The organism is Bradyrhizobium erythrophlei (assembly GCF_900129505.1).
GTDB classification, from domain to species: domain Bacteria; phylum Pseudomonadota; class Alphaproteobacteria; order Rhizobiales; family Xanthobacteraceae; genus Bradyrhizobium; species Bradyrhizobium erythrophlei_D.
Window position 1 is genome coordinate 6073124 of sequence record NZ_LT670818.1, and the last position, 13060, is coordinate 6086183.

The following is a 13060-nucleotide window of genomic DNA, read 5'->3' on the forward strand; positions in this document are numbered from 1 at the left end:
ATGCACTTCGCTCTCAATGAGGACCAGATTGCGGTTCGCGAGATGGCGCGGGAGTTTGCCGCGGAAAAGATCGCGCCGCATGCGGTCCGCTGGGACGAGGAGAAGCATTTCCCGGTCGACGTGATGCGCGAGGCGGCCAGGCTCGGCATCGGCGGCATCTATATACGTGACGATGTCGGCGGCTCGGCCTTAAGCCGGTTCGATGCCGCGCTGATCTTCGAGGCGCTGGCGCAGGGTTGTCCGACGGTGTCGGCCTTCATCTCGATCCACAACATGGCCTCGTGGATGATCGACGCCTTCGGCAACGACACCCAGCGTCAGAAATGGCTGCCGAAACTCTGCACCATGGAACTGTTCGCAAGCTATTGCCTGACCGAGCCCGGCTCCGGATCGGACGCCGCGGCGTTGCGCACCCGCGCGGTGCGCGACGGCGACCATTATGTGCTCAACGGCCAGAAGCAATTCATTTCCGGCGCCGGCGGCAGCGATCTCTACGTGGTGATGGTGCGCACCGGCGGCGACGGGCCCGGCGGTATTTCCACGCTCGTCGTCGATGGCGAGACGTCGGGGGTCTCGTTCGGCGCCAATGAGCGCAAGATGGGTTGGAACGCGCAGCCGACCCGTGCGGTGATTTTCGAGAACGCGCGCGTGCCCGTCGCCAACCGGCTCGGCGAGGAGGGCATCGGCTTCAAGATCGCGATGGCAGGCCTCGACGGCGGCCGCATCAATATCGCGGCCTGTTCGCTCGGCGGTGCACAATCCGCGCTCGACAAGTCGCTGGCCTACATGAAGGAGCGCAAGGCGTTCGGAAAGCGTCTCGACGAATTCCAGGCGCTGCAGTTCCGCCTTGCCGACATGGCGACCGAGCTCGAAGCGGCGCGAACCTTCGTATGGCGCGCCGCCGCCGCGCTCGACCGTAAGGATCCGGATGCCACCATGCTGTGCGCGATGGCAAAGCGTTTCGGCACCGATGTCGGATTCGAGGTCGCCAACCAGGCGCTGCAGCTGCATGGCGGCTACGGCTACCTCAGCGAATACGGCATCGAAAAGATCGTGCGCGATCTGCGCGTGCACCAGATCCTCGAAGGCACCAACGAGATCATGCGCCTGATTGTCTCGCGGAAACTGATCGAGGGCGCGCGATGACCGCCCAGGCAGCCGGCGTGGCGGCCGAACCCGATTTGATCGTACGCCGCGAAGGCGCCGTCGGAATTATCCGGCTCAACCGGCCGAAGACGATCAACGCCATGACCTTCGAGATGTCGGTCGGCATCGACAAGGCCCTGGACCAGTTCGAGGTGGATCCGGCGATTGCACTGGTATTGCTGGAGGGCGCCGGAGAACGCGGATTGTGCGCGGGTGGGGACATCCGCGGGCTGTACGAAAGCTCGCGCGCCGGCGGCGACCTCGGCAAGCGGTTCTGGCGCCAGGAATACATCATGAATGCGCGTATCGCGCATTTTCCGAAGCCGTATGTTGCCTTCATGGACGGGCTGGTGATGGGCGGCGGTGTCGGGCTGTCCGCGCACGGTAGTCATCGCGTCGTGACCGAAAAGACAAAACTGGCGATGCCCGAAGTCGGCCTCGGTTTCTTTCCCGATGTCGGCGGCACCTTTCTGTTGTCGCGCTCGCCGGGCGAGATCGGCACCTATTTTGGGCTCACCGGGCAGACCATGAACGGCCCGGACGCGATCTATGCCAAATTCGCCGATGCGGTCGTACCATCAGGCAAACTTGCCGCGCTGCGCGAGACGCTGGTCAACCTTCGCGTCGGCGCGCGCGCCGCCGAGGTGAAAGCCGCGATCGACGGTTTCGCGACCGGCGAGACCGAGGGGCCCGTCGCCGCGCAGCTGGCGACAATCGACCGTTGGTTTGCCCATGACCGGATGGAAGATATCGTTGCCGACCTCGAGCGGGACGGATCGGATCTCGCGCAATCGACGCTGAAGGCGTTGAACGAGAAATCGCCGCGCGGCATGGTGGTCGCATTAAAGCTGCTGCGGCTGGCGCGGCCATCGTCCTCGCTGGAACAATGCCTGGTGCGGGAGTATCGCGCCGCGCTGGAAGTATTCCGCAGCGACGATTTCCGCGAGGGCGTGAGGGCGGCCGTGATCGACAAGGACCGCAATCCGCGCTGGTCGCCGGCGCGGATCGAGGACGTGACACCGGAGATGGTCGCGCCTTACCTTGCCGAGATCGGCGCCGATGAACTGGTGTTCGACACAACACAATAGAAACGGCTGAGTGGAGGGAATTGGCATGGCAAGCATCGCATTCATCGGCCTCGGCAATATGGGCGGGCCCATGGCGGCCAATCTGGTCAAGGCCGGCCACAAGGTGATCGCATTCGATCTGGTGGCGACTTCACGCGATCAGGCCAAAGCCGACGGCGCCGGGATCGCCGACAGCGCGGTCGGCTCGGTGAAAGGCGCCGATATCGTCATCACCATGCTGCCCGCGGGCAGGCATGTGCTGTCGGTGTGGACCGACGTCATTCCCTCGATGAAGAAGGGTGCCTTGATCATCGATTGCTCCACCATCGACGTCGAGAGCGCCAAACAGGCCCACGCGCTGGCGGCGAAGCACAACGCGCTCTCGGTCGACGCGCCGGTGTCCGGCGGCACCGGCGGCGCCAAGGGCGCGACGCTCACTTTCATGTGCGGCGGCGAGGACAATGCGTTCGCGGCGGCAAAGCTGGTGCTGGAGAACATGGGCAAGAAGATCGTGCATTGCGGCGGCGCCGGCGCGGGACAGGCGGCCAAGATCTGCAACAACATGATCCTCGGCATTTCCATGATCGCGGTCGGCGAAGCCTTTGCGCTTGCCGAAAAACTGGGACTGTCGCACCAGGCGCTGTTCGACGTCGCCTCGACCTCCTCTGGGCAATGCTGGTCGCTGACCACCTATTGTCCGGTGCCGGGCCCGGTGCCGACCTCGCCGGCCAATAACGGTTACAAGCCGGGTTTTGCGTCGGCGCTGATGGTGAAGGATCTCACGCTGGCGCAGGATGCGGCCAATGCGGCTGGGGCGGCGACCCCGCTCGGCAAGCACGCGCAGGAGATCTACAAGGCGTTCGACGCCGCCGGCAATGGCGGCGTGGATTTTTCGGGGATCATCCAGCATGTGCGGGGGTTGGCGGGAAAATAGCGGGAGAGCCGATGACCACATTCCAGGAAGCGCGCGCGTTCCTCCTCAAGCATCGCACCGACTACGATGCCGCAGTTAACGGATTCCGCTGGCCGGATCCCGTGCCGTTCAACTGGGCGCTGGACTGGTTCGACGCGGAGCTGGCGCGCAATGCCGACAGCAAGGACCGTCCCGCCCTGTGGATCGTCGATGCCGGCAGCAGCAAGGAAACAAAACTCTCGTTCACGGCGCTGTCACGCCGTTCCAACCAGGTCGCAAATTTCCTGCGCGCGCAGGGACTGAAGCGCGGCGATCATCTGTTGCTGCTGCTCGGCAACGTCGTACCGCTGTGGGAGACCATGCTGGCGGCGATGAAGCTCGGCGTGGTGGTGATCCCCGCCACCACGCTGCTGACGCCGGACGAACTGCGCGACCGGCTCGATCGCGGTCGCGCCAAAGTGGTGGTGGCGTCGCAGGATCAGGTGACAAAATTCGCTGGCCTCGGCGGCGACCAGCTCATCCGCATCGTCGTCAACGCGCCGTCGAGGCAGGACGGCTGGCTGGCTTTTGAGCAGGCGGCGGAGTTTCCCGAGAGTTTTGCGCCGGATGGGCCGACAAAAGCCGAAGATCCGATGCTGCTGTATTTCACCTCGGGCACGACCGCAAAGCCAAAGCTGGTGCGGCATAGCCAGCGCAGCTATCCCGTCGGCGGGCTGTCGACGATGTACTGGCTCGGCTTGCAGCCGGGCGATGTCCACCTGAACATTTCCTCGCCGGGCTGGGCCAAGCACGCCTGGAGCTGCTTCTTCGCGCCCTGGAATGCCGGGGCCACCGTGTTCGTGCTCAATCAGCCGCGCTTCGACGCCAAGGGATTGCTCGCGACCATCGGCCGCTGCGGCGTCACCACACTGTGTGCGCCGCCGACGGTGTGGCGGCTGTTCATCCAGGAGAAGCTCGCGACCTTCAAGGTCAGCTTGCGCGAGGTCTGCGGCGCCGGCGAGCCGCTCAATCCCGAAGTGATCGACCAGGTGCGCGCGGCCTGGGGGCTGACCATCCGCGACGGCTACGGCCAGACCGAAACCACCGCACTCGCCGGCAATTCGCCGGGGCAGAAGGTGAAAGTCGGATCGATGGGCCGGCCGCTGCCGGGCTATCGCGTAGAGATCACCGACATCGACGGGCATATTGCCAACGAGGGCGAGGTCACGCTGGTGCTCGGCGCCGACCGCCCCGCCGGCCTGATGCAGGGCTATCAGGGCGACGACGGAAAACTCAGCGGCGCGGACGGCGCGCTGTATCGCAGCGGCGACGTGGTGTTTTCCGACGAGGATGGCTATTTGACCTTCGTCGGCCGTTCCGACGACGTCTTTAAATCGTCCGACTACCGGATCAGCCCGTTCGAACTCGAGAGCATTCTGCTGGAGCACGAACAGGTCGCGGAGGCCGCCGTCGTGCCCAGTCCCGATCCGATCCGCCTTGCCATCCCGAAAGCCTATGTGCTGCTGGTCGCGGGCGCGGAGCGCTCATCCGAGACCGCGCTGTCGATCTTCAGGCATCTGCACACGCGCCTCGCGCCGTTCAAGCGCATCCGGAAGATCGAACTGGTGACGGAATTGCCGAAGACGATTTCCGGAAAGATCCGCCGCGTGCAGTTGCGCCGGCTGGAACACGACAATGATCGCGAAGATTCGCTTCGGGGTGCGGAATTTCGCGAAGAGGATTTCCCGGAGCTGCAAAAGATGCGGCATGCGGGTTCGACGGAGAATGGTTGAATGAATGAAGTCTGGAAGAAGCCGCCGGTCTCGCTGGAGACATACCAGGGGATGGTCGGCAAGGAAATCGGTGTGTCCTCATGGCACCTGATCGATCAGAAGCGGATCAACCTTTATGCCGACGTGATCGAGGATCACCAGTTCATCCATGTCGATCCCGAGCGGGCCAAGCGCGAGACTTCATTTGGAACGACCGTGGCGCACGGCTTTCTGACGATGTCGCTGATGAGCATCATGTCGTATGAGGTGATGCCGGTGATCGAGGGCACCACGATGGGCGTCAATTACGGCTTCGACAAGCTGCGCTTCATCTCGCCGGTGCGTTCGGGCAAGCGCGTCCGCGGCCGCTTTACGCTGGCGGAGGCGAAATTGCGCAAGCCGGCCGAACTGCTATCGCGCACCAGCGTGACCGTGGAAATCGAGGGCGAGGAAAAGCCCGCTTTGGTCGCCGACTGGATCGGTTTGATTTATTTTGCTTAAACGTCATCCGTCATTGCCGAACCAGGCATGACGCAAGAAAAATCTGGGAACCGCAATCATGACAATCAGGTTTGACGGACGCGTCGCGATCGTGACCGGCGCAGGCAATGGTCTTGGACGCGCGCATGCGCTGGGTTTGGCGAGCCGCGGCGCCAAGGTCGTGGTCAACGATTTCGGCGGCGCCCGCGACGGCACCGGCGGATCGCTGACCCCGGCGGAAGCCGTGGTCGAGGAGATCCGGAAAGCCGGCGGAGTGGCGATGGCCGACGGCGCCGATGTCTCGAATTTCGAGCAGGTCACGGCGATGGTCGCGCGCGCCACCAAGGAGTGGGGCAGCGTCGACCTGCTCTGCGCCAATGCCGGCATCCTGCGCGACAAGTCGTTCGGCAAGATGGAAGCCGCCGACTTCTCCAAGGTGCTGGACGTGCATCTCACCGGCACCTTCTATTGCTGCAAGGCGGTGTGGGACGGCATGCGCGAGCGCAATTACGGTCGCATCGTTCTCACCACGTCCGCGTCGGGCCTGTTCGGCAATTTTGGCCAGGCCAATTACGGCGCGGCCAAGACCGGCATGGTCGGTCTGATGAACGTGCTGGCCGAGGAAGGCCGCAAGAACGACATCCGCGTCAACACGATCTCGCCGACCGCGGCGACGCGCATGACCGAGGAATTGCTGCCGCCGCAGGCGCTGGCCCTGATGAAGCCGGACGCGATTACGCCGGCGGTGCTGTATCTGCTGGCCGAGGATTCGCCGACCCGCACCATCATGGGCGCGGGTGCCGGCTCCTTCGCGCTGATCAAGATACTGGAAAGCGAGGGCATCAATTTGCCCGAAGCCGACTGGACCCCTGACGCGGTCGCAGCCCACTTCGCCGAGATCAGCGACATGTCGAAGGCGAAAGCGCTGCAGGGCGCGTTCGAGCAGACGCAAAAATATGTCGGCCAGGCAGCGGCGCGGGCGGGGGTCAAGCCGTAATCCCGTCATTCCGGGGCGATGCGAAGCATCGAACTCCGATGTGCAATTGCACATCAGAGAATCTCGAGCAACAACGTCTGGATTCCGGGTTCGCGCTGACGCGCGCCCCGGAATGACGTAAACCGCCCCAATGCCGCAATCACAAACCCAAATCGCCGTCATCGGCGCCGGCCCTGCCGGGCTGATGGCGGCCGAGGTGCTGGCGCAAGGCGGGGCGGCTGTCACGGTCTATGACGGCATGCCCTCGGCGGGGCGCAAATTCCTGATGGCCGGGCGCGGCGGGCTCAATTTGACCCACAGCGAGACGCTGCCTTCATTCCTCACCCGCTACGGCAAGGCGGCGCCGCAACTCACTGCTGCAATTGAAGCATTTCCGCCGGAGCGCTTGCGCGCCTGGAGCGAGGCGCTGGGCCAGCCGACCTTTGTCGGCTCCTCGGGCCGGGTGTTTCCGCAGGCGTTCAAGGCCTCGCCATTGCTGCGCGCGTGGCTGCGGCGGCTCGACGCCATGGGCGTGCAATTCAAATTGCGCCATCACTGGACCGGCTGGGACGAGAGCGGACAGTTGCGGTTTCAGACTCCCGACGGCGCAATTGCGATCGAGGCCCGCGCGACCATGCTGGCTCTCGGCGGTGCGAGCTGGCCACGGCTCGGCTCCGACGCGGCATGGGTGGAGATGCTCGCGGCCAAGGGTGTGGCGATTTCGCCGTTAAAACCCGCCAATTGCGGGTTCACGGTGGCCTGGTCGGACATCTTCCGCGACCGATTTGAGGGCCAGCCGCTGAAAAGCGTGGCGCTGTCGTTCGGTCCGCGCACCGTGCGCGGCGAGGCGATCGTTACCCGCACCGGCATCGAGGGCGGCGCGATCTACGCGCTGTCGGCCGATCTGCGTGACGTCATCCTGGGCTCGGGACAGGCGACGCTCCACATCGCCTTGCGGCCGGATCTGGAAACCGACGCGTTGATCAAGCGGCTGTCGGCGCCAAAGGCAAAACAGTCCTTTTCAAATTGGCTGCGCAAGGCCGCGCAGCTTTCGCCCGTCGGCATCGGGCTGTTGCAGGAGGCGGCGGTCGCCTCGGGTTCGTCCTTATCGTCGCTGCCGCCGGAAAACCTCGCTGGGTTGATCAACGCCGTACCGGTCCAGCTCAATGGTGTCGCGCCCATCGCGCGGGCGATCTCGACCGCGGGCGGAATTGCGTTCGACGAACTCGATCCGGGTTTCATGCTGCGCCGCTTGCCCAGCACCTTCGCCGCCGGCGAAATGCTCGACTGGGAAGCGCCGACCGGCGGCTACCTGCTGCAGGCGTCGTTTGCCACGGGGGCGGCGGCGGGGAAGGGGGCGTTGAAATGGCTGGAGAGCCAGGCCTCGGGCTCGTGACACCCGCTTCGAAGGTGCCGTGGGACACCAAAAATGCTAGCAAGCGCCAGCGCACACGCTGCACGCCAGGGGTTATCCAGATGGATCAAGGCAACGCGATCAAGAAGGACGTTCAGGAATTCTACGACAATGTCGGATGGGACAAATCCGATGACGGCTTTTCGGACGCCTCGATTTACGAGGATTTGCGGCCGGTCGCCGCCGAATATATCCATCGATGCCATCAGCGCGTGAAACAGCACCTGCCCGACAGCGGGCGCTATCTGCTCGATGTCGCCTCCGGCCCGGTTCAATATGACGATTACGTCGCCTATTCCGCGGGCTACGAGCGGCGGGTCTGCGCGGACATCTCCCTTCGGGCGCTTGTGGAAGCTCGCAGGAGGCTCGGCGACAAGGGGTTGTACGTCGTGGCGGATATCGCGAATTTGCCGTTCGCCGACAATAGCTTTGACGGCGTTGTTTCCCTGCATACGATCTATCACGTCCCGGCCGCGGAACAGGAAAAGGCGTTCAACGAGATCCACCGGGTTCTTGCTGCGGAGCGGCCCGCCGTCGTGGTTTACTCATGGGGCGCGCGGTCGCCCCTTATGCTGTTGTCGCTGATGCCGTTTCAGGTTTGGAACTGGCTCAGCCGCCGTATGCGCGCGCGGACGGTTTCGCAGGGGAGATCTGACAGCCCGGCGCTCTATGGACATCACTACGGCTATTCGTGGTTTGCCAATCGCAAATGGCCCTTCAAGTACGAGTTGTATAGCTGGCGCAGCGTCAGTCCGGATTTCACCAAGATCTACGCCAGGCGCTGGCTGTTCGGACGGTCCCTTCTGAGTTTACTGTTTGCGATGGAAAATGCGTGGCCTCGCTTCTTCGGCAGGTTCGGTCAATATCCGATGATCGTCTTTAGAAAAGATCCGCCGGCCTAGGCGGCGGTGTTTCTTCAGCAACCCCCATGCTCGTTCCAGAGCAGACTCGTCGGTCTGTGACCGACGATCTTGCCTTGGCAGAGCTTTGCTCGATGCCCGCTGCGCCCAGGTAGCGACCGAATTCTGCGGCGCAATGAAATGACGCTATGCGCCATGAGCGGAAGCGAGCACGCTCATTCGAATACCTCGTCGGCGCGGGCCAGCAACGTAGGCGGCACGGTGAGGCCCAGTTCCTTTGCTGTCTTTAGATTGATCGACAGCGGGAATTTAGTCGGGAACTCGATTGGCAGGTCACCGGGGACGGCACCGTGCAGTATTTTGTCCACAAAATACGCGGAACGATGATAGCACCAGCGCAAATCGACCCCATAGCTGATCAATCCGCCTGCGATCACATGCTCACGATATCCGTAAACCGTTGGCAGCCGCATCGCTAAGGCCGCTACGGCAATTTGTGGGCTGTTGACAATGAGCATGCTGGTCTGCAGCACGATCACCACATCGACGCGTTGTTTGCCAGTTCCCGCAATGCGCCTTCTATATCTTCCGGCCGGTTCGCATCCGCCCCCACGATCTTTAGACCGACGGCTCGACCTGCAACCTCAAGTTCAGGGACCTGGGGGGCTCCCTTTGGGTCCTTCGAATTTGTAAGCAGCCCGATAGTGCTCGCACCCGGCACTATTTCTCGTGCGACTTCGATCTGTTTCGCAGGCAATCCCGCAACATAGGGTTCTATTCCGGTGACGTTGCCTCCTGGTCGCGCCTCGCTCGCTATCAGGCCAAGGCTAACGGCGTCGGCGAGAGCCGGGCAGACAATCGGGATCGTTGAGGTCGCCTTCCTCGCGGCAACCGCCTCCACGGTGGCAAACGCATATATGACGTCGGGCTTTAGCTGAACGATTTCTTCTGCAATTATCGGCAATCGATCCCAATCACCGCCAGCGCTGCGAGCCTGTATGTCGAGATCGCGGTCCAAGACGTAGCCCAGGTCCTGTAGACCCTGCCGGAAAAGGTTGCCGAACGATTGGCCTATTTTCGACGGGCCAAGGAAGATCGGAATGCCAATGATCGGACGCTTGGGCGATGTTCCGGCACGCACCGAGCCGGGCCCAATCACTTGTGTCGCCGCCGCGCCGCCGAGAATTGTGATGAAATCCCGCCGCCTCATGCTGTCCCCCATGGAAGCTTGCCGCGTGCAATAGCCAAAGCGTAGCACTTTGCGACTGGCTAGCGAGGAACAAATGGCACCAACCAGCCTCCGACGCGATGTCTCAGTTTGGTTATTCCCGACCGGGTCGAGCCGGCAGGCAGTCTGCCCAATTCCGCTATGCCGCCATACTCGGAAACAACTTCACGGCATCAACGCAGTTTCCCCCGTGCCGCGACCTTCAGCGTGCCGATGATCTCGTCGCCGCGCACCATCACCACCTCATCCATCATGTTGACGACGACGCAGACATGGTTCGGGACGATCCGCACCACGTCGCCGACATCGGGGCGGGTGTTGCTGCGGGCGAGATCGAGGAAGCCGTGCTCCTCGGCAAAGCGCGCAATTCTTGCCTCGGGATGTTCCAGGATCAGCCCATGGCCGTCGAGGCCGCCGCCGGTATCCGAGGTCAGCGTCTTCGAGCCGGCGTCGAGAATGCCGCGGTCGGGGCCGGCGCGGCTCACCACGGTCGAATAGATGTTCAGCGCGCAATCGTCCCAGCTCGCGACGCCGGCCGCGACCTGCATGCGGTCGTTGTAGATATAGGTGCCGGGCCGGTGCTCGGTGGCGCCCTTGAGTTTCCCGACGTTCTTCAGGTTCGGCGTGCCGCCGGTGGAGACCATCGCGGCGTCCAGCCCGAGCACGCGCACGCCGGCCAACGCCTCATCATAAAACTTTTGCGCCTCGGCCCAGCCACTCTCGGTCGGATAGAGCATAAAACCCGTAAAGGTCAGCCCCTTCGACGCGGCGATCTCGCGCGCCAGCGCAATGGCCTCAGCGGGCGTTTCGACTCCCGCGCGCTTGCGCCCGGTATCGCATTCGACCACGACCGACAGCGGTCGGCCGGAGATCGCCGCCGCTTGCGGCAGGCCCGCGACGACGGTCGAATTGTCGGCGGCGACAGTCATGTTGGCTTTTGTCTGTAGCGCGCCGAGTCGCGCCATCTTCTCTTCACCGATCAGATTGTAGCTGATCAGGATGTCGTCGATCCCTGCCTCCGCCATCACCTCGGCCTCGCCGAGCTTCTGGCAGGTGATGCCGTGGGCGCCGGCCTCGATCTGCAGCTTTGCCAGCATCGGGCTCTTGTGGGTCTTGATATGCGGCCGGTTGGCGACGCCGGCGGCGTCGCAGGCGGCCTGGATCCGCGCGATATTGCGTTCGACGCGGTCCATGTCGATGACGGCGCAGGGCGTGCCATATTCGCGGGCGATCCTGGCGGCAAGGGGTGTGGTCATTAATTCACTCCGGTTCAGCGTCGTCGTCATTGCGAGGAGCGAAGCGACGAAGCAATCCAGCTTTGCAGCCGGTATCGCTATGGATTGCTTCGCGGAGCCTGTCATCGGGCGCGCATTCGCGCGACCCTTTGGCTCGCAATGACGGCAATAAAAGCCTCAAGCCTGTTCGATCTCTTCGCGCAGCACCTCGAGCTCCAGCCATCTGTCTTCTGCCTGCTGCAATTCCTTCTGCGCTTTGGTAAGCGCATCTGAGGCCTGGTTGAATTTCTTGCGATCCTTCTGGAACAGATCGGGGTCGTCAAGATACCGCTGCTGCTTTGCGATTTCGGCCTGCAATTTGGCCATGGTCTTGGGCAGGGTTTCCAGCGCGTGCTTGTCGTTGAAATTGAGCTTGCGCTTCGGTGCGCCCGAAGCGGTGCTGCCCTTCGGCTCCTTTGCGGTTTCGACCGAGGCGGTTTTCACCGCCTCGCGCTTCAAGTCGGCGCCGCGCTGCGCCAGCATGTCGGTATAGCCGCCGGCATATTCGATCCAGCGGCCATTGCCTTCAGGGGCGATCACCGAGGTCACCACGCGATCGAGGAAATCGCGGTCGTGGCTGATCAGCATCACCGTGCCCTCGTAGTCGCCGAGCATCTCTTCCAGCACGTCGAGGGTTTCCAGATCGAGATCGTTGGTCGGCTCGTCCAGCACCAGCAGATTGGAGGGCTTTGCCAGCGCGCGCGCCAGCATCAGCCGGCCGCGCTCGCCGCCTGACAGCACTTCCAGCGGCGTGCGCATCTGCTCCTGCGCAAACAGAAAATCCTTCATGTAGCTGACCACGTGCTTCGGCTTGCCGCCGACCATCACATGGTCGCCGCGGCCGCCGGTGAGGGCTTCGGCCAGCGTCGATTTGGGATCGAGGCTTTCGCGATGCTGGTCCAGCGTCGCCATCTCGATATTGGCGCCGAAGCGGATCATGCCGCTGTCCGGAGGGCTGGCGCCGGTCAGCATCTCGATCAGCGTGGTCTTGCCGGCGCCGTTCGGACCGACGATGCCGATGCGGTCGCCGCGCTGGACGCGGATCGAGAAGTCGTCGACGATATTGCGGTCGCCATAGGTCCGGCTGATGTTCTTGGCCTCGATGACCAGCTTGCCGGATTTGTCCGCTTCGGCGGCGGCGAGATTGGCATTCCCCGCGGCGCCGCGATAGTCGCGCCGCTGCTCGCGCAAGGTGTAGAGATTGCCGAGCCGTTTGACATTGCGCTTGCGGCGGCCCGAAACCCCGTAGCGCAGCCAGTGCTCCTCATTGACGATTCTGCGGTCGAGCTTGTGCTGGTCGCGCTCTTCCTCCGCCAGCACCTCGTCGCGCCAGGCCTCGAACGCGCTGAAGCCGCGGTCGATCTGCCTGATCTGGCCGCGATCGAGCCAGGCGGTGGAGCGCGACAAATTTGAAAGGAACCGGCGGTCGTGGCTGATGATGACGAGCGCGCAGCGGCGGCTTGCGAGTTCGCTTTCCAGCCATTCGATGGTGGTGAGATCGAGATGGTTGGTGGGCTCGTCCAGAAGCAGGATATCGGGCGAGGGCGCCAGCACATACGCCAGCGCGGTGCGGCGGGCCTCGCCGCCGGACAAATGCGCGGGGTCCTCGTCGCCGTGCAGCCCGAGTTGCTCGAGCAGATAGCGGGCCTGGTAGTGGTCGTCGCCGGGGCCGAGGCCGGATTCGACATAGGCCAGCGTGGTGGCGAAGCCCGCGAAATCCGGCTCCTGCGGCAGATAGCGGATGGTCGCGCCCGGCTGCACGAAGCGGCTGCCGCTGTCGGGCTGGACCAGGCCGGCCGCGATTTTCAGCAGCGTCGATTTGCCGGAGCCGTTGCGCCCGATCAGGCAGACGCGCTCGCTTGAGGAAACCGACAGCTCGACTCCTGACAACAGCGGCGTGCCGCCAAAGGTCAGCTTGATGTCTTTCAACTGGATCAGTGGAGGCGCCATG

12 protein-coding genes are annotated in these 13060 nt (G+C 63.5%); 8 read left to right on the forward strand and 4 right to left on the reverse strand.

Annotated features, from left to right (window positions below):
- From B5525_RS28095 to B5525_RS28130, 8 genes are all read left to right on the forward strand, one after another.
- Window positions 1-1146, forward strand: coding sequence for an isobutyryl-CoA dehydrogenase (locus B5525_RS28095; RefSeq protein ID WP_079573871.1), 1146 nt, complete (start codon window positions 1-3; stop codon window positions 1144-1146).
- Window positions 1143-2234: an enoyl-CoA hydratase/isomerase family protein gene (locus tag B5525_RS28100; RefSeq protein ID WP_079568916.1), complete on the forward strand. Its 1092-nt coding sequence runs from the start codon at window positions 1143-1145 to the stop codon at window positions 2232-2234. The genes B5525_RS28095 and B5525_RS28100 overlap by 4 nt, the downstream gene beginning before the upstream one ends.
- 25 nt (window positions 2235-2259) lie before the next feature.
- On the forward strand, window positions 2260-3147 hold the full coding sequence (gene mmsB, locus B5525_RS28105; protein ID WP_079568917.1) for a 3-hydroxyisobutyrate dehydrogenase: 888 nt from the start codon (window positions 2260-2262) through the stop codon (window positions 3145-3147).
- A gap of 11 nt (window positions 3148-3158) precedes the next feature.
- Window positions 3159-4898: an AMP-binding protein gene (locus tag B5525_RS28110; RefSeq protein ID WP_079568918.1), complete on the forward strand. Its 1740-nt coding sequence runs from the start codon at window positions 3159-3161 to the stop codon at window positions 4896-4898.
- Window positions 4899-5378 carry a MaoC family dehydratase gene (locus B5525_RS28115; protein ID WP_079568919.1) on the forward strand — a complete coding sequence of 160 codons (480 nt, stop codon included), beginning with the start codon at window positions 4899-4901 and terminating at the stop codon, window positions 5376-5378.
- A gap of 58 nt (window positions 5379-5436) precedes the next feature.
- On the forward strand, window positions 5437-6354 hold the full coding sequence (locus B5525_RS28120; protein WP_079568920.1) for an SDR family NAD(P)-dependent oxidoreductase: 918 nt from the start codon (window positions 5437-5439) through the stop codon (window positions 6352-6354).
- A 130-nt stretch (window positions 6355-6484) separates the two neighbouring features.
- Entirely contained in the window at window positions 6485-7729 is a 1245-nt protein-coding gene (locus B5525_RS28125; RefSeq protein WP_079568921.1) for an NAD(P)/FAD-dependent oxidoreductase, read from the forward strand.
- An 80-nt stretch (window positions 7730-7809) separates the two neighbouring features.
- Window positions 7810-8649, forward strand: a complete 840-nt coding sequence (locus B5525_RS28130; protein WP_154073477.1) for a class I SAM-dependent methyltransferase — start codon at window positions 7810-7812, stop codon at window positions 8647-8649.
- 173 nt (window positions 8650-8822) lie between these two features.
- Here the strand turns inward: B5525_RS28130 and B5525_RS46640 are convergent, their stop codons facing one another.
- From B5525_RS46640 to B5525_RS28145, 4 genes are all read right to left on the reverse strand, one after another.
- Window positions 8823-9125: an ABC transporter substrate binding protein gene (locus B5525_RS46640; protein WP_244567608.1), complete on the reverse strand. Its 303-nt coding sequence runs from the start codon at window positions 9123-9125 to the stop codon at window positions 8823-8825.
- A gap of 17 nt (window positions 9126-9142) precedes the next feature.
- Window positions 9143-9829, reverse strand: a complete 687-nt coding sequence (locus B5525_RS28135) for an ABC transporter substrate-binding protein (protein WP_244567609.1) — start codon at window positions 9827-9829, stop codon at window positions 9143-9145.
- Window positions 9830-10008: 179 nt separating this feature from the next.
- Entirely contained in the window at window positions 10009-11091 is a 1083-nt protein-coding gene (locus B5525_RS28140) for a D-TA family PLP-dependent enzyme (RefSeq protein ID WP_079568923.1), read from the reverse strand.
- Between the two features lie 156 nt (window positions 11092-11247).
- On the reverse strand, window positions 11248-13059 hold the full coding sequence (locus B5525_RS28145; RefSeq protein ID WP_079568924.1) for an ABC-F family ATP-binding cassette domain-containing protein: 1812 nt from the start codon (window positions 13057-13059) through the stop codon (window positions 11248-11250).
- Window position 13060 lies beyond the last annotated feature (1 nt).

Coding starts and splice junctions, on each gene's coding strand:
- B5525_RS28095 (WP_079573871.1), top strand. CDS start 1: ATGCACTTCGCTCTCAATGAGGACCAGATTGCGGTTCGCGAGATGGCG.
- B5525_RS28100 (WP_079568916.1), top strand. CDS start 1,143: ATGACCGCCCAGGCAGCCGGCGTGGCGGCCGAACCCGATTTGATCGTA.
- mmsB (WP_079568917.1), top strand. CDS start 2,260: ATGGCAAGCATCGCATTCATCGGCCTCGGCAATATGGGCGGGCCCATG.
- B5525_RS28110 (WP_079568918.1), top strand. CDS start 3,159: ATGACCACATTCCAGGAAGCGCGCGCGTTCCTCCTCAAGCATCGCACC.
- B5525_RS28115 (WP_079568919.1), top strand. CDS start 4,899: ATGAATGAAGTCTGGAAGAAGCCGCCGGTCTCGCTGGAGACATACCAG.
- B5525_RS28120 (WP_079568920.1), top strand. CDS start 5,437: ATGACAATCAGGTTTGACGGACGCGTCGCGATCGTGACCGGCGCAGGC.
- B5525_RS28125 (WP_079568921.1), top strand. CDS start 6,485: ATGCCGCAATCACAAACCCAAATCGCCGTCATCGGCGCCGGCCCTGCC.
- B5525_RS28130 (WP_154073477.1), top strand. CDS start 7,810: ATGGATCAAGGCAACGCGATCAAGAAGGACGTTCAGGAATTCTACGAC.
- B5525_RS46640 (WP_244567608.1), bottom strand. CDS start 9,125: ATGCTCATTGTCAACAGCCCACAAATTGCCGTAGCGGCCTTAGCGATG.
- B5525_RS28135 (WP_244567609.1), bottom strand. CDS start 9,829: ATGGGGGACAGCATGAGGCGGCGGGATTTCATCACAATTCTCGGCGGC.
- B5525_RS28140 (WP_079568923.1), bottom strand. CDS start 11,091: ATGACCACACCCCTTGCCGCCAGGATCGCCCGCGAATATGGCACGCCC.
- B5525_RS28145 (WP_079568924.1), bottom strand. CDS start 13,059: ATGGCGCCTCCACTGATCCAGTTGAAAGACATCAAGCTGACCTTTGGC.